Origin of the sequence: Azospira sp. I13 (assembly GCF_003112695.1) — a bacterium.
Lineage (GTDB): Bacteria > Pseudomonadota > Gammaproteobacteria > Burkholderiales > Rhodocyclaceae > Azospira.
This window is the reverse complement of the sequence record NZ_BFBP01000007.1, coordinates 224,895-247,920: the sequence shown is the minus strand read 5'-3', so window position 1 is coordinate 247,920 and position 23,026 is coordinate 224,895. Positions and strand designations below refer to the sequence as shown.

Below are 23,026 nucleotides of genomic sequence, written 5' to 3'. Positions count from 1 at the left end.
GAGAACCTGATCCATGAAGGCAGCAAGGCCATCACGGTGACGGGCAACGCCCTCAACAACCGCATTGAAGGCGGCGCCCTGAGTGACACCTTGAAGGGCGGGGCAGGGGATGATGTGCTGGTCGGCGGCGATGGTACCGACACCCTCATTGGCGGTGACGGTAACGACACTCTGACGGGCGGTTGGGGCAAGGATTTTCTGACCACTGGCCAGGGCAACGACAAGGTGGTGTTCGACTTCACCTTCCTGCCCTCCAGCGGCGAAATCGACGTGGTGACTGATTTCGCCGCCGGTGTGGACAAGCTGATCCTCAGCGGCACCGCTTTCACCGGCCTGAACTGGGTGGGCGGGTCCCTGGATGCCAGCCAGTTCGCCTCGGGCGCCGGCATGAAGGAAGCCCAGGGGGCCGATGTCCGGTTGTTCTACGACACCAAGACCGGCAATCTCTATTTTGATGCCGACGGCAATGGCACCGGGGATGGCGCCCATCTGGTCGCCACCCTGGGCACCACGGCCCACCCGGCCCTGACCGCAGGGGATTTCGGCCTGAGCTGATCCCCTTTTCCACCCTTGGTCCGGCCTGGGGCTGTCCCGGCCGGGCCTTCATGGCTCACCCCGCCACAGGAATCTGCCCATGGCTATCGTCAAAAGCTCCTGGACCTCGGCAAGCAGCTTCGAGCAGGCTGCCGCTCCCTTCGAAAACGCGCCGGCCATTGCCGATGCCATCGTTCTTGCCCAGCGGGCCTACTACAACGCCCTGACCTCGGGATTCAGCGGGTTCGATACGGAGAGTCCCACCTATGTGGCCGGCCTGCTCAACAACGGGGATCGGGTGGAGGAGTGGGGGAGCAAGCTGAATACCCTGGCGCCCAGCGTCACGCGTCTTGAATACACTTTCCAGGACACCCCCTACAAGGCCAGCCTGACGGGGGCCGTCACCGCCAAATTCAGTGCCGGTGGTGTCACGCCCGCCGGCACCATTACCGGCATGAAGGTGGTGGATACCCAGGGACGCTGGCAGATTTCCATGACCGGGGCCGACAATGTGGCCGTTGCCGACGATGCCCGGATGTCCCGACTGGAAATCGCTTCCCTGGACGATGCCGGCAATGTGGTGGCGAGCCTGACCTATCTGGGTGCCTTCACCGCTTCCGACAGCAATGGCCAGGTCTCCGGCAAGGTTACCGCCCTGATCTTCAGTGCCAATGGCCAGACCATCAACGCCAGCGGCAACTGGTTGTGGAGCGACGTTGCTGCCCTCGACAGCGCCACCAACAATGCCACCGCCTTCCTTTCCGGCCTGCTCAACGGTGCGGACACCATCACCGGCGGTGACGGCGGCGAGGAACTGAGTGGCTTCGGCGGGGACGACAAGCTGGTCGGCGGCGGCGGGGACGACCGTTTCCTGGCCGAGAGCGGCAATGACACCTATGACGGCGGCAGCGGTACCGATACCCTGGTACTGGAGGGTTTGGCGGCGGACTACAGTTTTTCCATTCCCTCGGCCACCACCCTGCGCATCACGGGTCACGAGCGCACCTTGACCGTCAGCAATGTGGAGCAGGTAGTATTCACCGATGCTCCGAACGTGGTGCGCCTGCTCAACCGCGACGGCGAGCGGGATCTCCTGGCCATGGCGGGTAGCCAGCAGGCAGATATCCTCACCGGGACGGATCAGGCCAATACCCTGGAGGCGCTGGGGGGCGACGACCAGCTTTTCGGCCAGGCTGGCGACGATGTGCTGGAGGGTGGTGCCGGCAATGACCTGCTCGACGGCGGCAGCGGCGCCGACCAGCTACGGGGTGGCGCCGGCAATGACACCTATGTGGTGGACAGTGCGGACGACCAGATCACCGAGCTGGATAAGGCCGGCAACGACACGGTCAATACGGANGAGAACCTGATCCATGAAGGCAGCAAGGCCATCACGGTGACGGGCAACGCCCTCAACAACCGCATTGAAGGCGGCGCCCTGAGCGACACCTTGAAGGGCGGGGCAGGGGATGATGTGCTGCTCGGCAATGCCGGTGACGACAAGCTGCTGGGGGGAGACGGCGACGACCGTTTCCTGGAAGAACTCGGCAACGACAGCTATGACGGCGGTGCCGGGGTGGATACCCTCTATCTCCCCGGCTCTGCTGACGACTACGGCTTCTCCCTGCCCACTGCCAGCGGCGTGAAAATTACCGGCCTGGGCCGTACGCTGACCGTGACGGGGGTGGAACAGGTGGTGTTTGCCGCCGATCCGGCCGCCATCCGCCTGCTCAATCGCGATGGCGCGCGGGATCTGCTGGCCATGGCCGGCAGTCAGCAGGCCGATGTTCTGACGGGTGACGACAAGAGTAATGTGCTCAACGGCGAGGGGGGCGACGATCTCCTGAGCGGCGGCGCCGGCAATGATGTGTTGAACGGCGGCGCTGGCAACGATACGTTGGAGGGTGGTAGTGGGGCCGATGTCATGACGGGCGGTGCCGGCAACGACATCTACATTGTTGATGACACCAGAGATCAGGTGTTGGAGTTGAGCGGTGGCGGCTATGACTGGATCAAGACCAGCCTGGCCAGCTACACCCTGGAAGCCAATCCCCAGGTGGAGGCCCTGAGCTTCACCGGTGACGGTGCCTTCACCGGCACCGGCAACGATCTGGCCAACCGCCTCAGCGGCGGTGCCGGCGACGACATCCTCAACGGCGGCCGCGGTGCGGACCGCATGGAGGGGGGACTGGGCAACGACACCTACTTCGTCGATAACGCCGGCGACGTGGTGCGGGATGAAGGGGGCGAGGCCGATACCATCAAACTGATCGGTGACGCCGTGACCAGCTACAGCCTTGGCGAGGGCATCGAAAATCTGGTCTACCTGGGCAGCAAGGCCATCACAGTGACCGGCAATGCCCTTGGCAACCGCATCGAGGGCGGCGCCCTGAACGACACCTTGAAGGGGGGGCTGGGGGACGATGTCCTGGTGGGCGGGGCCGGCAATGACATCCTGATCGGTGGCGACGGCGACGATGTGGCGGAGTTCTCCGGCAACTGGAGCCAGTATGCTGTGGCCAAGTCCGGTACCAGCTACGTCATCCAGGGCGCCGACGGCAAGGACACCCTGACCGGCATCGAGCGGGTGCGCTTCGGCGATGGTTCGTCCTTCGCCATCGAAGCCCTGCTGCCTGACGGAGGTGTGGACATTGGTGGTGGCAACGGCAACCAGACCCTGCCCTATTCCCTGCCCGACTATCTCCTGCCCGGCCTGATCGAGGATTCCAGCGTGCGCTGGAACAGCAATGCAGCCCTGGGCACGGCGGTCACCCTGAGCTACAGCTTCATGAACCAAGTGCCCTTCTACGCCAAAGTGGACGATGCCCAGGGCTTCAAGCCCATGACGGAAGTCCAGAAAACGGCGGTACGGGAAGCGCTGGCGGAGATTGCCCAGACCGCCAACATCACCTTTGTCGAGGTCAGCGACCTGGGCAGTGGCGGCCAGCTGCGCTTCGGTACCAACTTCCAGGCCGGCAGTGCCGGCTACGCCTATTACCCGTCCCGCTTTTCCAGCCTGGGCGGCGATGTGTTCCTGGCCAATAACCAGGATTCCAACACCGACTTCTCACCGGGCAGCTATGGTTGGGCCACGGTTATCCATGAAATCGGCCACGCCCTGGGGCTCAAGCATCCCCATGAATCCCCGGTGCTGCCGACGGCGGTGGATAGCGAACGCTACACCATCATGTCTTACGAACATCCGGCGGACAGCTATGTGGTGGAAGTCTCCGGCACGGCCCAGGCCTACAGCTACACCGCCTTTGAGTGGAGCGCCGAGTCCCTCATGACCTACGACATTGCCGCCCTGCAATACCTGTACGGCGCCAATGCCAACGGCCACGGTGGAGCCGATACCTATGCCCTGCCGACGGACCGTCCCTTCTTCATGACCCTGTGGGATGGCGGTGGTCTGGATACCCTGGATTGCTCCAACCAGACCCGGGCCTGCGCCATCGACCTGACGCCGGGCAGCTATTCCTCCATCGGCATGCTGACTTCGGCCTATGACCTGCTGCCGGCCTTCTATGCCGGGAGCCAAGTGCCCACCTACCTGGGCCATGACAACCTGGGCATTGCCTACGGCACGGTCATCGAGAATGCCGTTGGCGGCAGCAAGGACGACCATCTGACCGGTAACGGCGTGGCCAACACTCTGGATGGCGGCAATGGCAACGACTGGCTGTTCGGCGGGGCTGGCCGCGATGTCTTCCGGTTCACTACCCTGCTTAGTGCTACCGACAATGTGGACCGCATTGCCGATTTCACCACGGGTACCGACCGGATTGCTTTGGACACCAGCGTGTTCATGAGCCTTCAGGTGGGCAGCCTGTCCGGCGACGCCTTCTATGCCGCAGCTGGCGCTACGGCGGCCCAGGATGCCGGTGACCGCATCATTTACGACACCCAGAGCGGCGCCCTGTATTACGACCAGGATGGGGTGGGCGGCATGGCGGCCATCAAGTTTGCCATGCTCGACAACCATGCCGGCCTGACCGTGAAGGACTTCCTGCTCATCTGAGCATCCCGAACGTCAGGCCACCGGCCAGGGCTGGTGGCTACAGCAGCACGTAGCCTTGGGGCTGGCTGTCCGGCGGCAGGTCCGTATCGCCCAGGGCCTCGCCGAGGTCCACTTCCAGCATGCGTACCAGGGCATCCAGGGGCAGGTCGTTTTCCAGGGTACCGAAGGGCTCCTCCAGCTCATCGCCCAGGGCGTCCAGGCCGAAGAAGGTATAGGCCAGCACCGCCGTCAGCAGGGGCGTCGCCCAGCCGACGGAGCGGGCCAGGCCGAAGGGTAGCAACAGGCAGAAAAGATGGGCCGTGCGGTGCAGCAGCAGGGTGTAGGCAAAGGGGAGGGGCGTATTACGGATACGCTCGCAGGCGGCTTGCACAGCAGACAAGGCGAGCAACCGCTGGGTCAGCCCCTGGTACAGGATGTCGCCCAGGTGCTGGGCCCGCAGGGCGGCCACCAGTTCCTCGGCTTGTCTCCGCAACAGGGCGTCGGGCAGATTGCGGGTGCTGCCCAGTCGGGCCGTTTCTTCTTCTGGTAGAAAGGGAGCTGCTTCAGCCAGTGCATCGCGACCCCGCAGGCGGGCGGCCAGGGCGTGGGCGAAGGCCAGGCTGCGGCGAACCAGCCGGCGACGCAGGGCGACACCGGCGGCATCGTTTTCCAGCACCAGGGTCTCCCGGGCCAGGGAACGCAACTCCACGATCAGCGCGCCCCATTGCTTGCGTGCTTCCCACCAGCGGTCATAGCAGGCGTTGTTGCGGAAACCGAGGAAGATGGAAAAAGCCAGGCCCAGCAAGGCGAAGGGGGCGGCGGAATAATCGGGGAAGAGGTCGCCGTAGTGCTGTGCCGCCCAGGTGATGAGGGCGGCAAAGGTGGCGACAAAGGTGATCTGGGGCAGCACGTGGGGCACGATGGAACCGCGCCAGATGAAAAAGAGCTGGAGCAGGGAAGGGCGCTTGCGGACGATCATGGGGCAGCTCGGAAAGTGGCGGCCAGGCCCGGCAGGGCAGCCAGGGCGTTGGCGCTGGTGGCGGTAGTCACCGCTGCCAGGGGAATGCCCCGCAGTTCAGCCAGGGCCAGGGCAAAGCGGGGCAGGTATTCGGGTTTGTTGCGTCGGTCACTGCCGGGGGTGAGAAAGGCAGGGGGAATGTCCGGTGCGTCGGTTTCCAGCACGAGGGCCTCGAGGGGCAGGGTGGTGGCCAACTCCCGGATGCGGGTGGAACCGCTGAAGGTCATGCTGCCGCCAAAGCCCAACTTGAACCCCAGCGCGATGAACGCTTCCGCCTGCTGGCGGCTGCCGTTGAAGGCGTGGGCGATGCCACCCCGGGGGCGGAAGCGGCGCAGCTGCTTGAGGATCGGATCCACCGCCCGGCGGATGTGAAGAATCACCGGCAGGTCGAAATCCCGGGCGATTTTCAGCTGTTCGACGAAGAATGCCTCCTGCCGCGCCAGGCCTTCCCCCTGTTGCAACTGCGGGACATACAGGTCGAGGCCGATTTCCCCCACGGCCACCGGGGCCTGGGGGCCGCCCAGCTCCGCCGTCAGCCAGCGGCGCAGGATTGCGCAGTCCTCGTTCCCGGCGCGGGGAGTGTACATGGGGTGGATGCCGTAGGCGGGGAAGCAGCCGCCATAGCGGCGGCAGCAGGCCTGCACGTCCACGAAGGTGGCGGCCGCTACCGCCGGCACTACCTGGGCGCCTACCCCGGCCGCTTGGGCCCGGGCAAAAATGTCGTCCCGGTCGGCGGCGAATTCCGCCGCATCCAGGTGGCAGTGGGTGTCGATCAGCATGGCGGCCGGCGTGGCAGCGGGCAGGCGGTAGGCAGAGGGTCAGCTGCGGCCGAAGGCGGGTTTGCGCTTTTCCAGGAAGGCACCCAGGCCTTCGGCGAAGTCGTCGTGCACGGAGCAGGCAGCAAAGCTGGTCTGCTCGGCAAACAGCTGCTCGGGCAGGGAACTGCTGCTGGAAGCCTGGAGCAGGGCCTTGGTGCGGGCCAGGGCTTCCCGCGGGCCGGCGGCCAGGCGGCGGGCCAGCTTGAGGGTCTCGGTCTCGAGTTCGGCAGCGGGCACTACCCGGTTGATGAGGCCCCAATCCTTGGCCTGGGCGGCATCGAAACGATCCCCCAGCAAGGCGATTTCGGCGGCCCGCTTGGCGCCGACGGCTCGGGGCAGAAACCAGGTGGCGCCGCCATCGGGGGAGAGGGCGATGTGGCAGTAGGCCAGGGTGAAATAGGCCGTCTCGGCAGCCACTGCCAGATCGCAGGCGAGCATCAGGGAGAGACCGAAGCCCGCGGCGGCGCCATTGACGGAGGCGATCACTGGCTTGCCCATGCGGCGCACCTGCAGGGTGGTGGCATGGACGGCAGCAATGGTCTGCTCGAACAGGGCCTGGCGCTCTGCCGGCGGGAGGGCCAACTGGCTGTGGAACCATTTGAGGTCGCCACCGGCCATGAAATGCTCGCCGCCACGGATCACCACGGCCCCTACGTTGGCATCGTGTTCGGCCCGGGCGGTGGCGGCCCGCAGGTCTTCGATCATGGCCAGATTCAAGGCATTGAGGGATTCGGGACGATTGAGGGTCAGGGTCAGGACCCCGTCTTCCAGATGGGAAAGCACGGTGCTCATGGGTTGTCTCCTTTTTGGGTGGTGGTGGGGTGGCCTTTGCGGCCTTATGGTTGTGCCGTTCCGAGGAACGGGAAATCCGGCTCCGGCCGTTTGCCGGAAATGAGGTCTGCCAGGGCGGCGGCAGATCCGCAGGACAGGGTCCAGCCCAGGGTGCCGTGGCCGGTGTTGAGCCACAGATTGGGCAGACGGGTCCGGCCGACGAGGGGCACGTTGGACGGGGTGACGGGCCGCAGGCCGCACCAGTAAAGGGGTTCGGCGGCAGGGCGTAACTCCGGGAATAGCTCCAGGGCCCGCTGCAACAGGGCCTGGCAGCGTACCGGGTTGAGATCCAGGTTGTAGCCATTGAACTCGGCGGTGCCTGCCACCCGCAGGCGATCCCCCAGACGGGAAATGACGATCTTGCGCTCGTCGTCGGTGAGGCTGACGCTGGGAGCGACGCTGTCCGGCCCCAGGGGAATGGTGGCGGAATAGCCCTTGCCCGGATAGATAGGAGCGGCGACGCCGGTGCCTTGCAGCAGGTGTGGCGAATAGCTGCCCAGGGCCACCACATAGGCATCCGCCAGCAGCAGGTCGCCGCCGGCCACTACCCCGGCTACCTGGCCGCCAGCCACGGCGATTTTCTCGATGGTGCAGCCGTAGCGGAACTGGACCCCCCGGGCCGCCGCCTTTTCCGCCAGCAGGCGGGTGAACTGGTGGGCGTCGCCGGATTCGTCGCTGGGCGTGAAGTCGCCACCGACCAGACGGGACTGGATGCCGGCCAGGGCCGGTTCGATGGCGACACAGCGGGCGGCATCCACCGGCTCCCGGTCCAGACCGAATTCCCGCATCAGGGCCGCGGCACGGCAGGCTGCGGCGAATTCCTCGGGCTGGGTATAGATATGCAGGATGCCCTGGCTACGCTGGTCGTAGGCCAGAGTCAGCTCCTGGCGCAGGGCCTGCAGCCGGCCCCGGCTGTAGAGGGCAAGGGCGACGATACGACGGATGTTTTCCCGCGTGCGCCCGGGCGTGCATTGGGCGAGGAAGCGGACGCTCCAGGCCAACAGGGCCGGGTCCCAGCGCAGACGGAAGAGCAGGGGCGCATCTTCCTTGCCGAACCATTGCAGGGCCTTGAAAGGAGTCCGTGGATTGGCCCAGGGCTCGGCATGGCAGACGGAAATCTGGCCGCCGTTGGCGAAGCTGGTTTCCAGGGCGGCGCCGGGCTGGCGGTCCACCACCGTCACTTCATGGCCGGCCTGGGCAAGGTACCAGGCGCTGGTGACACCGACGACGCCGGCGCCGAGGACGATGACGCGCACCCGGCCTAGTCCTCCTGGCGTTCCCGGGTGATGCGCACTACTTCGGGAATCAGCCGCACCGCCCGCAGCACCCGGGCCAGGTGGGCCCGGTTGGCCACCTGCACGGTGAAGTTGAGGGTGGTGTAGAAGCCCGGGTCCGGGGCCATGGAGACCTTCTCGATGTTGGAGCCGGACTCGGCGATTTCGGTGGCCACCTTGGCCAGCACGCCCCGGGCATTGCGGGCGGCGACATGGATATCCACGTCGAAGAGCTTGCCGGGTTCCGGTTCCCACTCCACGTCGATCCAGCGCTGGGGTTCAGCATTGCGGGACTTGCGGATGAGCGCGCAGTCGTGGGTATGGACCACCAGGCCCTGGCCCTTCTTGATGGAACCGATAATGGGGTCGCCCGGAATGGGCCGGCAGCAGTGGGCCAGCTGGATAGCCATGCCTTCGGTGCCGCGGATGACCACGGAGGTATGGGTGGTCGGCTCTGCATTGGGTAGCGTCGCCTCGTGGGCCAGCAGGCGCCGCGCCACCACGGCGGCCAGGCGCTTGCCCAGGCCGATGTCGGTGTAGACCTCCTTGGTGGAGCGGCTGCCGCCCTCCCGCAGAACGGCTTCCCAACTGGCATCCGGCAGCTCCGAAGGGGTCATGCCGAGGCCGAACAGTTCCTGGTTCAGCAGGCGCTCGCCCAGGGCTGCGGATTCCTCGTGCTGGCGGGTCTTCAGGAAGTGGCGGATCTTGCTGCGGGCGCGGCCGGTCTTGACGTAGGAGAGCCAGGCCGGATTGGGGTTGGCGTGGGCGGCGGTGACGATTTCCACCTGGTCGCCGCTGTTCAGCTCGGTGCGCAGGGGCATCAGCTCGTAGTTGATCTTGGCGGCGACGCAGCGGTTGCCCACGTCGGTGTGCACGGCGTAGGCGAAATCCACCGGGGTGGCGCCCTTGGGCAGCGAGAAAATCTTGCCCTTGGGGGAGAAGACGTAGACCTCATCCGGGAAGAGGTCGATCTTCACATGCTCGAAGAATTCCGCCGAGTCACCGGCGGTGCTTTGCAGCTCCAGCAGGGATTGCAGCCAGCGGTGGGTCTGGTACTGCAGTTCGGCGGCGCTCTTCTCGGCATCCTTGTAAAGCCAATGGGAGGCCACGCCCTCCTGGGCCATGTGGTGCATTTCCTCGGTACGCAGCTGTACTTCCACCGGCGTGCCGTAGGGGCCGATCAGGGTGGTGTGCAGGGACTGGTAGCCATTGGCCTTGGGAATGGCGATGTAGTCCTTGAACTTGCCCGGCAGGGGCTTGTACAAGGCGTGCAGGGCGCCCAGGCCGAGGTAGCAGCTGGGTACATCCTTGACGACGACACGGAAGCCATAGATATCCAGCACCTGGGAGAAAGAGAGGCGCTTTTCCACCATCTTGCGGTAGATGGAGTAGAGGCTCTTTTCCCGGCCGAAAACCTGGGCGTCGATGCCGGATTCCCGCATCTTGGTCTGGATGCCGTCGAGAATCTTCGACAGCACCTCGCGCCGGTTGCCCCGGGCGGCCATGACGGCCTTCAGCAGCACCTGATAACGCATCGGGTGGGTGTGCTTGAAGGAGAGGTCCTGCAATTCCCGGTAGACGGTGTTCAGGCCCAGCCGGTTGGCGATGGGGGCGTAGATCTCCAGGGTTTCCAGGGCGATGCGGCGGCGCTTGTCCGGGCGCATGCAGCCCAGGGTCTGCATGTTGTGCAGCCGGTCGGTGAGCTTGATGAGGATGACCCGCAAATCCCGGGCCATGGCCAGGAGCATCTTGCGGAAGTTCTCCGCCTGGGCTTCCTGGTAGGAGGAAAACTCGATCTTGTCGAGCTTGGAGAGCCCATCCACCAGATCCGCCACGCCCTTGCCGAAGCGCTCGGCCAGCTCCTCCTTGGAGATGCCCGTATCCTCCATGGTGTCGTGCAGGAGGGCGGCGATGATGGCGGTGGCGTCGAGCCGCCATTCGGCGATGGCGCCGGCCACGGCCAGCGGGTGGGTGATGTAGGGCTCGCCGGAAAGGCGTTTCTGGCCCCGGTGGGCAGCCTCGCCAAAGGCAAAGGCTTCCTTCACCTTGGCGATTTCTTCCGGCTTCAGGTAATCGAGGCTGTCCAGGAAGACCCGGTAGGCCGGGTCGTCGTTGAACGGGTAGGGTGCGGCAGCCGCCGCAGGGTCAGGCGCCGGTGCGAAGGAAGTGGCAGACGGCGGCGTCGGAGAAGCGGGGGTGGGCGGGGCGGGGTCGGTAGCCGTATCCATGCCGTAAATCCTTCATCCCGCCCGATGCCTTATCAGGCCTGACCGCGATTGAGGATTTCGACGCCGAACTGGCCGGCAGCCAGTTCGCGCAGGGCCACCACGGTGGGCTTGTCCTTGCCGGCTTCCTGCATGGGAGTGGCGCCGTTGGCCAGTTGGCGGGCCCGGTAAGTGGCTGCCAGGGTCATCTGGAAGCGGTTGGGAATACGTTTCAGGCAATCGTCAACGGTAACTCGGGCCATGGTCCATCCAATCAATCAAAATTCGGAAAATTTAGAGCAGCGAAGCGAACAATCCGGCGTGGCGTTCCTGCTGCTCGGGAAGCTTCAAGCGCGTTGCGCGCACCACGGCCAGCAGGTCGGCGAGGGCCGTCTGCAGGTCGTTGTTAATAATAACATAGTCGAATTCGCCTACATGGCGCATCTCGTCCCGGGCGGCGGCCAGGCGACGGGTGATCACCGCTTCGCTGTCGGTGCCGCGGCCGGCCAGGCGACGAGCAAGCTCCTCCATGGAGGGCGGCAGGATAAAGACACCGATGGCGTCACCGAAGACCTTGCGCACTTGCTGGGCGCCCTGCCAGTCGATTTCCAGCAAGACATCCTGGCCGGCGGCCAACTGACCTTCGATCCAGGTACGGGAGGTGCCGTAGTAATTGCCGTGCACCTCGGCCCATTCGAGAAAGTCGCCGCGGGCGGCCATGGCCTGGAAGTCGGCGACGGCAGTGAAATGGTAGGCCTTGCCGTTTTCCTCACCGGCACGGGGTGCCCGGGTGGTGTGGGAAATGGAGAGGCCGATGGCTGGGTCGTTCTCCAGCAGCAGGCGGACCAGAGTGGTCTTGCCGGCGCCGGAGGGGGCGGTGACGATGTAGAGATGGCCGCTCATGGCTGTTCCTGACGTCCTTACTCGATGTTCTGGATTTGCTCGCGCATCTGCTCGATAAGCAGCTTGAGATCCATGGAGGCCTTGGAAACATCCGTCAGCACCGACTTGGAACCCAGGGTGTTGGCTTCCCGGTTCAGTTCCTGCATGAGGAAATCCAGGCGCTTGCCGGCGTTGCCGCCGGCCTTGAGGATGCGCTCCACCTCGGTGAGATGGGCCTGCAGGCGGGTCAGTTCCTCATCCACGTCGATGCGGGTGGCGTACAGCACCACTTCCTGCCGCACCCGCTCGTCGTCGGCGCTACCCAGGGCTTCCACCAGACGCTGCTTGAGCTTGTCCTGATAGGTGGCCTGGGCCTGGGGAATGAGGGGGGTGACGGCGGCGACGGTGGCGCGAATCTTGTCGACCCGTTCCTGGATCAGGCCGGCCAGCTTGGCACCTTCCCGGGCCCGGCTGGCGGTGAAATCGGCCAGGGCTTCCTGCAGCAGTTCCTGCACGGCGGCGTGCAGGGCAGCGGTATCGACTTCCTGTTCCCCGAGCATGCCGGGCCAGCGCAACACTTCGGCAACGGAGAGGGGGGCGGCGCCGGGCAGGGTCTGGCGTACTTCCCCTTCAAGAGATTTGAGTTGCGCCAACAGTTCGGCATTGACGGCCAGTTGGCGGTTCTGGTTCTGACCGGCCACCAGGTTCAGACGCAGTTCCACCTTGCCCCGGGAGAGGCGGGCGGTGATGGCTTCGCGCAGGGCCGGTTCCAGCACCCGCAGGTCGTCCACGATGCGGAAATGGATGTCGAGAAAGCGGGAATTGACGCTACGCAATTCGAGGTGCAGGGAGCCTCCCGCCACCTCGCGGGTTTTGGCGGCGTAGCCGGTCATGCTGTAAATCATGGAATTCCTTGGAATCGGAGGACGCGCGGCAGGGGGCGGCGAAGGGATATGCCAGCTTTACAGCCCGTGGGCAAAGCCTGACAATGCGCGGAAGAACCGTATCATAGCGTCGGATTTCATGGCGTCACAAGCCAACACACCCCTGCCTGCCGGATTTGTCTTGGAGGACTACCGCATCGAGAAACAGATCTCGGTGGGTGGTTTTTCCATCGTTTACCTGGCCCAGGGGCCGGACGGCAAGCCTGTGGCCATCAAGGAATACCTGCCGGCCAGCCTGGCCCTGCGGGGTGACGGGGAAACCAGGCCGAATATTTCCCAGGAGCATCTTTCTGCCTTTCGCTACGGCATGAAATGCTTCTTTGAAGAGGGGCGTGCCCTGGCCAAGCTGTCCCATCCGAACGTGATCCGGGTGTTGAACTTCTTCCGTGCCAATGACACCGTTTACATGGTGATGGAATACGAGCGGGGGCGCACCCTGCAGGAGTTCATCCAGAAGCACAAGGGCCACATCCACGAGAATTTCATCCGCGGCGTGTTCACCCGCATGCTCAACGGCCTGCGGGAAGTCCATTCCCACAAGCTGCTGCACCTGGACCTGAAGCCCTCCAACATCTACCTGCGGGCCGACAACACGCCGGTCCTCATTGATTTCGGTGCCGCCCGCCAGACCCTGCATTCCGACACCCCGATGCTGAAGCCCATGTACACCCCGGGCTTCGCCTCACCCGAGCACTATTTCAAGCGGGACGAACTGGGGCCCTGGAGCGACATCTATTCCGTTGGCGCCTCCATGTACTCCTGTCTCGCAGGGGCAGCACCCCAAGCGGCGGATGCCCGCATGGAGAAAGACCAGCTGCAGCCCGCCTCGGTACGCTGGGAGGGCCATTATTCAGACCAGTTGCTGGAGACTATCGACTGGTGTCTGTGCCTCAATCACCTGTATCGCCCCCAAAGTGTTTTCGCCCTGCAAAAAGCCCTCACCGAAGTGGTGGAGATGCCCGTCAAGGGCAAGCCTCAGGCAGATGAGCGAAGCGGCTGGCTGGACCAGCTGGTGGGCAAGATCAAGGGAATGACCGCTAAATGAAATTCACCGTCTATCAGGAAAGCCGCGTCGGCAAGCGGCAGAACAACGAAGACCGCATTGCCTACTGCTATTCCCGGGAGGCCGTGCTGCTGGTCGTCGCCGACGGCATGGGGGGGCATCACCATGGCGAGGTTGCGGCCCAGATTGCCGTGCAGAGCCTCACCTCCGCTTTCCAGCGGGATGCCCAGCCGGAAATCGACGATCCCTTCCTCTTTCTGCAGAAGGGCATGACCAATGCCCACCATGCCATCCTGGATTATTCCCAGGAACACCGGCTGAAGGATTCCCCCCGCACCACCTGCGTCGCCTGCCTCATCCAGGACAACATTGCCTACTGGGCCCATGCCGGTGATTCCCGGCTTTACCACATGCGCGACGGCAAGGTGCTGGCTACCACCCGGGACCATTCCCGGGTCCGCCTGCTGATGGATGAAGGCCTGATCAGCGAAGCTCAGGCTGCCACCCACCCGGACCGTAACAAGGTCTATAGCTGCCTGGGGGGCGAGAATCCGCCCGAGATCGAGTTCTCCCGCAAGACCCCCCTGGAAGTCGGCGATGTTCTGGTCCTCTGCACCGATGGCCTGTGGGGGCCGCTGCCCGGCGACATCATGGCCAGTTCCCTGAAGGGCGCCAACCTGATGCAAGCCGTGCCGATGCTGCTCAATCAGGCGGAAATCCGCTCCGGCCCCTATGGCGACAACCTTTCCGTAGTGGCCGTGCGCTGGGAACAGAGCTACAGCGAGGAAGCCTCCAGCACGGTGATGACCCAGACCATGCCCCTGGATGCGGTGACCACCAAGCTCGGCGAGTTCGGCCGGGACCCCACCTACAAGACCGATCTCTCCGACGACGAGATCGAAAAGGCCATCAGCGAAATCCGCTTCGCCATCCAGAAATACTCCAAGTAAGGAAATTCCATGCGTCCCAGCCAGCGCTCCGCGGACCAGCTCCGTACCGTCCGCATCACCCGCCGCTTTACCCGCCATGCCGAAGGTTCGGTGCTGGTGGAAATGGGCGACACCAAGGTGCTGTGCACCGCCAGCGTGGAAGAGAGCCTGCCGCCCTTCCTGCGGGGCAAGGGCCAGGGTTGGGTCACTGCCGAATACGGCATGCTGCCCCGCTCCACCCACACCCGTAGCGCCCGGGAGGCGGCTAAGGGCAAGCAGACCGGCCGTACCCAGGAAATCCAGCGCCTGATCGGCCGCTCCCTGCGCGCCGTCACCGACCTGAAGGCCCTGGGGGAGCGCCAGATCACCCTGGACTGTGACGTACTGCAGGCCGATGGCGGCACCCGCTGTGCCTCCATCACCGGCGCCTGGGTAGCCCTGTGGGATGCCTGCCAGTCCCTGGTGGCTGCCGGCAAGCTGGCGGAAAATCCCATTCGCGAACATGTGGCCGCCATTTCCGTCGGCATCTACCAGGGCACTCCGGTCCTCGACCTGGATTACCCGGAAGACTCCGGCTGCGATACCGACATGAACGTCATCATGACCGGCAGCGGCGGCCTGGTGGAAGTCCAGGGAACCGCCGAGGGCGAGCCCTTCAGCCGGCAGCAGATGAATGTCCTGCTGGATCTGGCCGAGGCCGGCATTCGTCAGCTCATCCACGCCCAGGAAACCGCCCTGGCGGATTGATTCGGAGCCATCCCATGCATCGCGCCAAGGATCAGGGGCTAGATCCCATCAAGGCCCTGTTGGACGACCTGGAACAGTCCATCGCCGATTTTGATCAGCGTCTGGAAAATGCCGTGGCCGATCCGGCAGTCACCGGCTTGCGTTCCCAGGCCAAGGATTTTCCCGCCATCGCGGCCGATGCCAAGCGGCAGCTGCCGCCGGAGCCGGCGCGGGCGCCGCAAGGTGTTGCGGCCCCAGCCGAGCCGGAGCCTGCGCTCCCATTCGTGGACCTGCTGGCGGAACTGGCCGAGGCGGCAGCCACCCGGACGGTGGACGATGCCGAGCAGCAGCGGCAACAGCAGGCCATGACCGAGCAGTTGCACCAGGATTTGAAGGCGGTGTTCGATTACTTCAACCAGCTCGTCCGCCACGCCAACACCCTGAAGCCGGCCCTGCCCCGGGTCTATCGCCTCAATGCCCGCAACCATTTCTCCGGTCTGGCCTGGCATGACGGTTTCGTGGATTACCGCAGCACCACCCGCTTCGATCGCAGCTACTACGAGAAGGTGCTGTTCCAGGTGCGTTACCAGGCGCCCCAGCCCCTGGTGGCGGTCTGCCCCCTGGACCAGGCTGCCATCCTGCGCAAGGAGCTGGAAATGGTGAACCTGCGGGTACAGCAGGAAGACAGCACCATGCTGCCGGAAGGCGGCCCCGGCCTGCGTTTCACCCTGCCGGAAGCCATTCCCATGCAGCTTTCTGTGGAGGCTGACTTCGCCAACCATGCCCTCGTCCTGCGTTGCCGCAATGCCGGTGCTTTCGGCCTTTCCGCCTTCCGCGTTGCCGGTGGCAGGATCACCCGCGCGCTCCTCGACGGCATCGGTCTGGTGCTGCTGGGCCGGAGCGATGCCATGCCCAAGGAACTGCAGCGCGTTCCCTACCAACGTCTCGATTGATGGCCATGCAAAAGATCGTTCTCGCCTCCAATAACGCCAAGAAGCTCAAGGAACTGTCGGCCCTGCTGACGCCCCTGGGCATCCAGCTTATTCCCCAGGGCGAACTGGGGGTACCGGAGGCGGAAGAGCCCCACCACACCTTCCTCGAGAACGCCCTCGCCAAGGCCCGCCATGCTGCCCAGCTGACCGGCCTGCCGGCCCTGGCCGACGATTCCGGCCTGTGCGTCAAGGCCCTGGGTGGCGCTCCCGGTGTGCAGTCGGCCCGCTACGCCGGCGAACCCAAGTCCGATGCCCGCAACAACGAGAAGCTGCTGGCCGCCCTGCAAGGTGTGGCCGACCGCCGTGCCCATTTCGTCTCCCTGCTGGTGCTGGTGCGCCACGGCGAAGATCCCCAGCCCCTGGTGGCCGAGGGCGAATGGCACGGCGAGATCATCGGCGATTACCGCGGCGAGGGGGGCTTCGGTTACGACCCCCTGTTCTACGTGCCGGCGGAACAGGCCACGGCCGCCGAGCTGGACGCCGAGGTGAAGAACCGTCTTTCCCACCGGGGCCAGGCCATGGCCCGGCTGATTGAACGCCTCAAGCAGGAACTCCCGGCGGCCTGAGGGTTCTCAGGACCGTCCGCTTCCTTTCGAGTTTCTGTGTCCCGCATCATTCCCATCGCCGTCGCCGGCAGCGCCCGCGCCGGCGGCAGCCCGCTGCACTTCACCAGCCCGCCGCCCCTGGCCCTCTACATCCACGTGCCCTGGTGCGTGAAGAAGTGCCCCTACTGCGACTTCAATTCCCACGAAGCCCGGCTGGAAAACGAAGAGGTCGCCTATGTGGCCGCCCTTATCGCCGATCTGGAGAGTGCCCTGCCTTCGGTGTGGGGGCGCAAGATTTCCTCCATCTTCATCGGTGGCGGTACCCCCAGTCTGCTCTCCGGCGACGCCCTCCATGAGTTGCTGACGGCGGTGCGTATGCGCCTGCCTCTGTTGCCTGAAGCGGAAATCACCCTGGAGGCCAATCCGGGCACGGCGGAGGCCGGCAAGTTCGCAGCCTTCCGCGAGGCCGGGGTGAATCGCCTGTCCCTCGGCATCCAGAGCTTCAACGACCGTCATCTGCAAGCCCTGGGCCGCATCCACGACAGCGCCGAGGCCCGCTTTGCCATCGAACTGGCCAAGCGCCACTTCGAGCGGTTCAATCTCGACCTGATGTACGGCCTGCCGGAGCAAAGCCTGGCCGAAGCCCAGGCCGACCTGGAAACGGCCCTCTCCTTCACCCCACCCCACCTTTCCTGCTACCAGCTGACCCTGGAGCCCAATACCCTCTTTGCCGCCCGGCCACCCGAGCTGCCGGAGGGCGATACCTGCGCCGACATGCAGGACGCCATCGAGGCCCGCCTGGCAGAGGCTGGTTACGTGCATTACGAAACCTCGGCTTTCGCCAAGCCCGGCTACCAATGCCGGCACAACCTCAACTACTGGACCTTCGGCGACTACCTGGGGATCGGCGCCGGGGCCCACGGCAAGCTCACCCTGCCGGACCAGGGGGGCTTTTCCGTGCAGCGGCAGATGCGCTGGAAGCAGCCCAAGCAGTACCTGGAACAGGTGGGTGCCGGCCGGCCCATCCAGGAGCAGCATGGGGTGACGGTGGACGACCTTCCCTTCGAGTTCCTCATGAATGCCCTGCGCCTCAACCAGGGCTTCGATCCGGCCCTCTTCGAACAGCGTACCGGCCTGCCCCTGCTGCTGGTCCGCCAGCAACTGGTGGCGGCCGTAGATGACGGCCTGCTCACCCAGACAGCCCAGTGCATCGCCCCCACCGACCAGGGGCGGCGCTTCCTCAATGCCCTGCTGACCCGCTTCCTCGCGGCGTGATTCTGGCGGGCGGTGTTCTCCCGCCCGCCGTTGCTTCCCTCAAACGCTCCGTTTCTCCCGGTCTTCCCCGGTTTCCCTCCAGCACTTTGCCGGCCTGAACCCAGGCCCCGCTAGCGGCTGTCTCCCCGCAGGGGCGAATTCCCTGCTGTGGGAAAAGCGACATTTGTCGCATTTCCGTCGTGTCCCATCAGCTCCTGCGGCAATTAAATAATTTGTTGATTTAATTGTGTTTATTTTGATGATCCAGGGCTGGCACCCTTATTGCTGAAGTCAGGGCAAGAGGCCATGCCATGACAACCATCACCATCAACGACACCACCCTGCGCGACGGCGAACAGACCGCCGGGGTGGCGTTCACCGCCGAGGAGAAGCTGGCCATCGCCCAGGCCCTGGCGGCTGCCGGGGTGCCGGAGATGGAGGTGGGCATTCCCGCCATGGGCGACCTGGAGCAGGAAGTGATCCGGGCCATTGCGATCCTCAAGCTGCCCAGCCGTCTTATGGTCTGGGGCCGCATGTGCGCGTCCGACCTGGCCGCCGCCCGCCGCTGCAATGCCCATATCGTCAATCTCTCCATGCCTGTATCGGATCAGCAGATCCGCCACAAGCTGAACAAGGACCACCGCTGGGTGCTGGAAAGCATCCGCCGTACCGTGGCCGAGGCCCGGGCCGCCGGGCTGGAAGTGGCGGTGGGGGGCGAGGATGCCTCCCGGGCCGATCCCGATTTCCTGCTGCGGGTCATGGAGGCGGCCCAGGCCGCCGGCGCCCGCCGCTTCCGCTTCGCCGACACCCTGGGCGTGCTGGACCCCTTCATCACCCACCAGCGCATCGCCGCCCTGCGGGCCAACAGCGACCTGGAAATCGAAATCCACGCCCACGACGACCTGGGGCTGGCCACGGCCAACACCCTGGCCGCGGTAACCGCCGGCGCCACCCACATCAACACCACGGTGAACGGCCTGGGCGAGCGGGCCGGTAATGCGCCCCTGGAGGAGTCAGTGATCGCCCTCAAGCACCTCTACGACATCGACAGCGGCGTCGATCCCCTGCAGCTGCCGGCCATCTCCGACCTGGTGGCCAAGGCTTCCGGCCGCCCCGTGGCGGTGAACAAGAGCATCGTCGGTGCCAATGTGTTCACCCACGAGGCCGGCATCCATGTGGATGGCCTGGCCAAGCACCCGGACAACTACCAGGCCTTCGATCCGGCGGAAGTGGGCAAGGGCCACCGCATCGTGCTGGGCAAGCATTCCGGCTCCACCGCCGTGATCCACGCCTACAAGGACCTGGGCATCGACATCGACGAGGGCATGGCCCGTCGCATCCTCTCCCGGGTACGCAGCTACGCCATGGCCTTCAAGCGCCCCCCGGGCTTTCGCGAACTGATGAGTTACTACCTGGAAGGCATGCAGGGGAGCGGCCGCCCGGCCCCCCGGCTGCACGTCGTCTGAACAAGGAGAAGCGTATGGAAACCCTGATGGACGAATTGCAGAAGCTCTCCACCGCCGAGGAATTCCTCAACTATTTCGGCCTGGACTTCGACCCGGCGGTGGTCAGCGTCTCGCGCCTGCACATCCTCAAGCGCTTCAACCAGTACCTGGCCCGGGAGGGCGGTCTGGAGGGCCTCAACCCCGGCCTGGCCCGCGCCAAGTGCGCCGAGCTGCTGGCCCGGGCCTATACCGATTTCGTCCATTCCAGCGGAGTGGAGCAGAAGGTTTTCAAAGTGTTTCAACAGGGCGTGCAGCGGGTGTCCCTCGACAGCCTGCGCCGCTCCCTAGGAGAGGCAAGCCATGCATAGCGTCGTCTGTATCAAGCAGGTGCCGGACTCGGCCCAGATCCGGGTGCATCCGGTGACCAACACCATCATGCGCCAGGGGGTGCCGGCCATCATCAACCCCTACGACCTGTTCGCCCTGGAAGAGGCCCTGCGCCTCAAGGACAAGTTCGGCGGCACCGTCACCGTGGTCACCATGGGCCCGCCCATGGCCGAGGCGGCCCTGCGCAAGTGCCTCTCCTACGGGGCCGACGACGCCATCCTGGTGTCCGACCGGGCCTTTGCCGGTTCCGACACCCTGGCCACCTCCTACGCCCTGGCCACGACCATCCAGAAGATCATGGGCAACATGCCGGTGGACCTGATCTTCACCGGCAAGCAGACCATCGACGGCGACACCGCCCAGGTGGGTCCCGGCATTGCCAAACGCCTCGACTACCAGCTGCTGACCTACGTCTCCAAGATCGTCGATCTGGATCTGGAGAAAAAGGAAATCACCGTGGAGCGCCGGGCCGAGGGCGGCGTGCAGCTCCTGAAGACCGCCACCCCCTGCCTGATCACCATGCTCGAGGGCACCAACGAGATGCGCTTCGGTGACCTGGACGACCTGTTCCGCGCCGCCCGTTACGACCTCAAGGTGTGGAACCGGGAAGCCGCCGGCATCGACGATGCCGAGATGATCGGTCTCAAGGGCAGCCCCACCGTGGTGAGCAAGGTCTTCGCCCCCCGCCCGCGCAGCCAGCGGGCCGAGATGGTGGAGACGGTGGACAACGATCCGAAGAACCTGGCCGTGACCCTCCTGGCCAAGGTGTTTACCCAGCATCCCAAGCTGGAAAAGGAAATCGCCAAGCGGGCGGGTTAACCAGGGAAGAGGACAACAGCCATGAGCGAACAAGCGAAAAAGCCGGCGAAGAAAAAGGTCGAACTGGACCCCCGCTTCGTCAATTACAAGCACGTCTGGGTGGTCATCGAGAGCGAACGGGGCGAAGTGCATCCGGTCTCCTGGGAACTGCTGGGCGAGGGCCGCAAGCTGGCTGATGCCCTCGGCGTACAGCTGTGCGGCGTGGTCATCTGCGGTCCTGGCGAGCGGGGCAAGGGCATCTGCGGCGAGGCCTTCACTTACGGCGCCGACAAGTGCTACCTGGTGCAGGATGATGTGCTCAAGGACTATCGCAACGAGCCCTACACCAAGGCCCTCACCGATGTGGTGAACGCCTTCCAGCCGGAAATCCTCATGCTCGGCGCTTCGACGCTGGGCCGGGACCTGGCCGGCTCCGTGGCCACCACCCTGGGCACCGGCCTGGTGGCCGACTGTACCGAGCTGGTGATCGAGACCGAGACCCGCAACCTGGCCTCCACCCGCCCCACCTTCGGCGGCTCCCTGCTCTGCACCATCATGACCCAGCGTCACCGGCCCCAGATGGCCACCGTGCGCCCCCGGGTGATGGCCATGCCTGAGGCCGACGCTAGCCGCACTGGCGAGATCGTCGAGGTGCCCTTCTCCATGATCGAATCCACCATTGTCACCAAGGTGCTGGAGTTCATTGCCGACGACACCCGGGACAAGCCCAACCTGCCCTTCGCCGACATCATCGTCTCCGGCGGCCGGGGTCTGAAGAAGCCGGAAAACTTCCAGCTGGTGTGGGACCTGGCCAAGGTCCTGGGGGCCGAGGTGGGCGCCTCCCGCCCGGTGGTGCAGGCCGGCTGGGCCGAGCTGGACCGCCAGGTGGGCCAGTCCGGCAAGACGGTGCGGCCCAAGCTGTACATCGCCGCCGGCATCTCCGGCGCCATCCAGCACCGGGTGGGCATGGACGGGGCCGACGTCATCATCGCCATCAACAGCGACCCCAACGCTCCCATTTTCGACTTCGCCCACTACGGCATCGTCGGCAACGCCATGACCATCCTCCCGGCGCTGACCGAAGCCTTCAAGGCCCACCTGGCGCAAGCCAGGAAAGCCGGCTAACAGGAGAACACCATGGCTGAAAAATTTGACGTGATCGTGGTCGGCGCCGGCATGGCCGGCAACGCCGCCGCCTACACCCTGGCCAAGGGCGGCCTCAAGGTGCTGCAGATCGAGCGGGGCGAAACCCCGGGCTCGAAGAACGTACAGGGCGCCATTCTCTACTCGGACGCCATCGAGAAGATCATTCCCGACTTCCGCGATGATGCGCCCCTGGAGCGCCACCTCATCGAGCAGCGGGTGTGGGTGCTGGACGACAGCTCCTATGTGGGTACCCACTACCGCTCCGAGGACTTCAACAAGCCGCCCTACAACCGCTACACCATCATCCGCGCCCACTTCGACCAGTGGTTCAACAAGAAGGCCCGGGAAGCCGGCGCCCTGACCATCTGCGAAACCACCGTCACCGAACTGCTGCTGGACGGCAAGAAGGTGGTGGGGGTGATGACCGACCGCAAGGGTGGCGAAATCTACGCCGATGCGGTGATTCTGGCTGACGGGGTGAACTCCCGCCTGGCCACCAAGGCCGGCTTCCACCCCGAGATCAAGCCCAAGGACGTGGCCCTGGCGGTGAAGGAAATCCACTTCCTGCCCCAGGAGACCATCGAGGCCCGCTTCAACATCGGTGAGGAAGAGGGCGTGGTCATCGAAATGGCCGGCACCATCTCCGACGGCATGATGGGCACCGCCTTCCTCTACACCAACAAGGAATCGATCACCTTGGGGATTGGCTGCATGTTGTCGGACTTCAAGAAGCAGAAGACCACGCCCTACGAGCTGCTAGACAAGATGAAGCAGCATCCTTCCATCGCCCCCCTGATCGAGGGCGGCGAAATGAAGGAATACGCCGCCCACCTCATTCCCGAAGGCGGCTACAACGCCGTACCCCAGGTCTATGGCGACGGCTGGCTGATCGCCGGCGACGCCGGCATGTTCGTGAACGGCATCCACCGGGAAGGCTCCAACCTCGCCATGACTACCGGCATGTTGGCGGCCCAGACCCTGGTGGAACTGAAGCAGGCGGGCAAGGCCTTCACTGCCCCCAACCTGGCCCAGTACAAGGCCAAGCTGGATGACAGTTTCGTCATGAAGGACCTGAAGAAGTACCGCCGTATGCCGGACATCTTCCACAAAAACAAACAGTTCTTCACCACCTACCCGGAGCTGATTTCCAAGGCGGCCCAGAAGCTGATCCGGGTGGATGGGGTGGACAAGAAGACCAAGGAAAAGGAAATCAAGCAGAGCTTCGTTGCGTCACGCTCCGTCTTCGGCCTGATCGGCGATGCCTTCCGTTTCTGGCGTGCCATGGAATAACCCGGA

The 23,026-nt window shown here is 64.8% G+C and carries 20 protein-coding genes and 1 pseudogene; 13 read left to right on the top strand and 8 right to left on the bottom strand.

Annotated elements, in window-relative coordinates; all coding sequences use genetic code 11:
* A partial coding sequence (locus AZSI13_RS17540) for a calcium-binding protein (protein ID WP_268807513.1) occupies positions 1-555 on the top strand: 555 nt, incomplete at its 5' end.
* Positions 556-634: 79 nt separating this feature from the next.
* Positions 635-4,555, top strand: a complete 3,921-nt coding sequence (locus tag AZSI13_RS18300; protein ID WP_109040637.1) for a M10 family metallopeptidase C-terminal domain-containing protein — start codon at positions 635-637, stop codon at positions 4,553-4,555.
* Positions 4,556-4,592: 37 nt separating this feature from the next.
* Here AZSI13_RS18300 and AZSI13_RS07960 read toward each other — a convergent pair whose 3' ends face one another.
* The 8 genes and pseudogenes from AZSI13_RS07960 to AZSI13_RS07925 form a co-directional block, all read right to left on the bottom strand.
* On the bottom strand, positions 4,593-5,513 hold the full coding sequence (locus AZSI13_RS07960) for a bestrophin family protein (RefSeq protein ID WP_109040636.1): 921 nt from the start codon (positions 5,511-5,513) through the stop codon (positions 4,593-4,595).
* Entirely contained in the window at positions 5,510-6,331 is an 822-nt protein-coding gene (locus AZSI13_RS07955; protein WP_109040635.1) for a TatD family hydrolase, read from the bottom strand. The genes AZSI13_RS07960 and AZSI13_RS07955 overlap by 4 nt, the downstream gene beginning before the upstream one ends.
* Before the next feature lie 39 nt (positions 6,332-6,370).
* On the bottom strand, positions 6,371-7,162 hold the full coding sequence (locus tag AZSI13_RS07950) for an enoyl-CoA hydratase/isomerase family protein (protein WP_109040634.1): 792 nt from the start codon (positions 7,160-7,162) through the stop codon (positions 6,371-6,373).
* A gap of 44 nt (positions 7,163-7,206) precedes the next feature.
* Positions 7,207-8,457, bottom strand: coding sequence for a D-amino acid dehydrogenase (locus tag AZSI13_RS07945; RefSeq protein ID WP_109040633.1), 1,251 nt, complete (start codon positions 8,455-8,457; stop codon positions 7,207-7,209).
* Positions 8,458-8,462: 5 nt separating this feature from the next.
* Positions 8,463-10,703, bottom strand: a complete 2,241-nt coding sequence (locus AZSI13_RS07940; RefSeq protein WP_109040632.1) for a bifunctional (p)ppGpp synthetase/guanosine-3',5'-bis(diphosphate) 3'-pyrophosphohydrolase — start codon at positions 10,701-10,703, stop codon at positions 8,463-8,465.
* Between the two features lie 71 nt (positions 10,704-10,774).
* Positions 10,775-10,942 (bottom strand): annotated as a pseudogene (gene rpoZ / locus AZSI13_RS07935) (DNA-directed RNA polymerase subunit omega); the annotation flags it as partial.
* A gap of 31 nt (positions 10,943-10,973) precedes the next feature.
* On the bottom strand, positions 10,974-11,582 hold the full coding sequence (gene gmk, locus AZSI13_RS07930) for a guanylate kinase (protein ID WP_109040630.1): 609 nt from the start codon (positions 11,580-11,582) through the stop codon (positions 10,974-10,976).
* Between the two features lie 17 nt (positions 11,583-11,599).
* Positions 11,600-12,466, bottom strand: a complete 867-nt coding sequence (locus AZSI13_RS07925; protein ID WP_109040629.1) for a YicC/YloC family endoribonuclease — start codon at positions 12,464-12,466, stop codon at positions 11,600-11,602.
* Positions 12,467-12,584: 118 nt separating this feature from the next.
* Between AZSI13_RS07925 and AZSI13_RS07920 the strand changes: the two genes are divergently transcribed.
* From AZSI13_RS07920 to AZSI13_RS07870, 11 genes are all read left to right on the top strand, one after another.
* Complete coding sequence (locus AZSI13_RS07920; RefSeq protein WP_109040628.1) at positions 12,585-13,550, top strand: serine/threonine-protein kinase; 966 nt, start codon at positions 12,585-12,587, stop codon at positions 13,548-13,550.
* The gene (locus tag AZSI13_RS07915) at positions 13,547-14,458 is read left to right on the top strand and encodes a PP2C family serine/threonine-protein phosphatase (RefSeq protein ID WP_109040627.1); all 912 of its coding nucleotides are present in this window, start codon (positions 13,547-13,549) and stop codon (positions 14,456-14,458) included. Before AZSI13_RS07920 ends, AZSI13_RS07915 begins: the two co-directional genes overlap by 4 nt.
* Positions 14,459-14,467: 9 nt before the next feature.
* Positions 14,468-15,184, top strand: coding sequence for a ribonuclease PH (gene rph, locus AZSI13_RS07910; protein WP_109040626.1), 717 nt, complete (start codon positions 14,468-14,470; stop codon positions 15,182-15,184).
* A 14-nt stretch (positions 15,185-15,198) separates the two neighbouring features.
* Positions 15,199-16,116, top strand: coding sequence for a hypothetical protein (locus tag AZSI13_RS17505; RefSeq protein ID WP_165833389.1), 918 nt, complete (start codon positions 15,199-15,201; stop codon positions 16,114-16,116).
* Positions 16,117-16,121: 5 nt separating this feature from the next.
* The gene (gene rdgB / locus AZSI13_RS07900) at positions 16,122-16,721 is read left to right on the top strand and encodes an RdgB/HAM1 family non-canonical purine NTP pyrophosphatase (protein ID WP_109040646.1); all 600 of its coding nucleotides are present in this window, start codon (positions 16,122-16,124) and stop codon (positions 16,719-16,721) included.
* A 36-nt stretch (positions 16,722-16,757) separates the two neighbouring features.
* Positions 16,758-17,975: a radical SAM family heme chaperone HemW gene (gene hemW / locus AZSI13_RS07895; protein ID WP_109040625.1), complete on the top strand. Its 1,218-nt coding sequence runs from the start codon at positions 16,758-16,760 to the stop codon at positions 17,973-17,975.
* Positions 17,976-18,265: 290 nt separating this feature from the next.
* On the top strand, positions 18,266-19,420 hold the full coding sequence (gene nifV, locus AZSI13_RS07890; protein ID WP_109040624.1) for a homocitrate synthase: 1,155 nt from the start codon (positions 18,266-18,268) through the stop codon (positions 19,418-19,420).
* Between the two features lie 14 nt (positions 19,421-19,434).
* Complete coding sequence (nifW, locus tag AZSI13_RS07885) at positions 19,435-19,767, top strand: nitrogenase-stabilizing/protective protein NifW (protein WP_109040623.1); 333 nt, start codon at positions 19,435-19,437, stop codon at positions 19,765-19,767.
* The gene (locus AZSI13_RS07880) at positions 19,760-20,605 is read left to right on the top strand and encodes an electron transfer flavoprotein subunit beta/FixA family protein (protein WP_109040622.1); all 846 of its coding nucleotides are present in this window, start codon (positions 19,760-19,762) and stop codon (positions 20,603-20,605) included. Before nifW ends, AZSI13_RS07880 begins: the two co-directional genes overlap by 8 nt.
* A gap of 21 nt (positions 20,606-20,626) precedes the next feature.
* The gene (locus AZSI13_RS07875; protein WP_109040621.1) at positions 20,627-21,709 is read left to right on the top strand and encodes an electron transfer flavoprotein subunit alpha/FixB family protein; all 1,083 of its coding nucleotides are present in this window, start codon (positions 20,627-20,629) and stop codon (positions 21,707-21,709) included.
* A 12-nt stretch (positions 21,710-21,721) separates the two neighbouring features.
* A complete protein-coding gene (locus tag AZSI13_RS07870) occupies positions 21,722-23,020 on the top strand; it encodes an FAD-dependent oxidoreductase (RefSeq protein WP_109040620.1) in 1,299 nt (432 codons plus the stop codon).
* The last annotated feature ends 6 nt before the right edge of the window (positions 23,021-23,026 follow it).

Coding starts and splice junctions, on each gene's coding strand:
- AZSI13_RS07950 (WP_109040634.1), bottom strand. CDS start 7,162: ATGAGCACCGTGCTTTCCCATCTGGAAGACGGGGTCCTGACCCTGACC.
- rph (WP_109040626.1), top strand. CDS start 14,468: ATGCGTCCCAGCCAGCGCTCCGCGGACCAGCTCCGTACCGTCCGCATC.
- AZSI13_RS07875 (WP_109040621.1), top strand. CDS start 20,627: ATGAGCGAACAAGCGAAAAAGCCGGCGAAGAAAAAGGTCGAACTGGAC.
- AZSI13_RS07920 (WP_109040628.1), top strand. CDS start 12,585: ATGGCGTCACAAGCCAACACACCCCTGCCTGCCGGATTTGTCTTGGAG.
- rdgB (WP_109040646.1), top strand. CDS start 16,122: ATGCAAAAGATCGTTCTCGCCTCCAATAACGCCAAGAAGCTCAAGGAA.
- AZSI13_RS07870 (WP_109040620.1), top strand. CDS start 21,722: ATGGCTGAAAAATTTGACGTGATCGTGGTCGGCGCCGGCATGGCCGGC.
- AZSI13_RS17505 (WP_165833389.1), top strand. CDS start 15,199: ATGCATCGCGCCAAGGATCAGGGGCTAGATCCCATCAAGGCCCTGTTG.
- AZSI13_RS07960 (WP_109040636.1), bottom strand. CDS start 5,513: ATGATCGTCCGCAAGCGCCCTTCCCTGCTCCAGCTCTTTTTCATCTGG.
- AZSI13_RS07955 (WP_109040635.1), bottom strand. CDS start 6,331: ATGCTGATCGACACCCACTGCCACCTGGATGCGGCGGAATTCGCCGCC.
- gmk (WP_109040630.1), bottom strand. CDS start 11,582: ATGAGCGGCCATCTCTACATCGTCACCGCCCCCTCCGGCGCCGGCAAG.
- nifW (WP_109040623.1), top strand. CDS start 19,435: ATGGAAACCCTGATGGACGAATTGCAGAAGCTCTCCACCGCCGAGGAA.
- AZSI13_RS07915 (WP_109040627.1), top strand. CDS start 13,547: ATGAAATTCACCGTCTATCAGGAAAGCCGCGTCGGCAAGCGGCAGAAC.
- AZSI13_RS07925 (WP_109040629.1), bottom strand. CDS start 12,466: ATGATTTACAGCATGACCGGCTACGCCGCCAAAACCCGCGAGGTGGCG.
- AZSI13_RS07880 (WP_109040622.1), top strand. CDS start 19,760: ATGCATAGCGTCGTCTGTATCAAGCAGGTGCCGGACTCGGCCCAGATC.
- AZSI13_RS07940 (WP_109040632.1), bottom strand. CDS start 10,703: ATGGATACGGCTACCGACCCCGCCCCGCCCACCCCCGCTTCTCCGACG.
- nifV (WP_109040624.1), top strand. CDS start 18,266: ATGACAACCATCACCATCAACGACACCACCCTGCGCGACGGCGAACAG.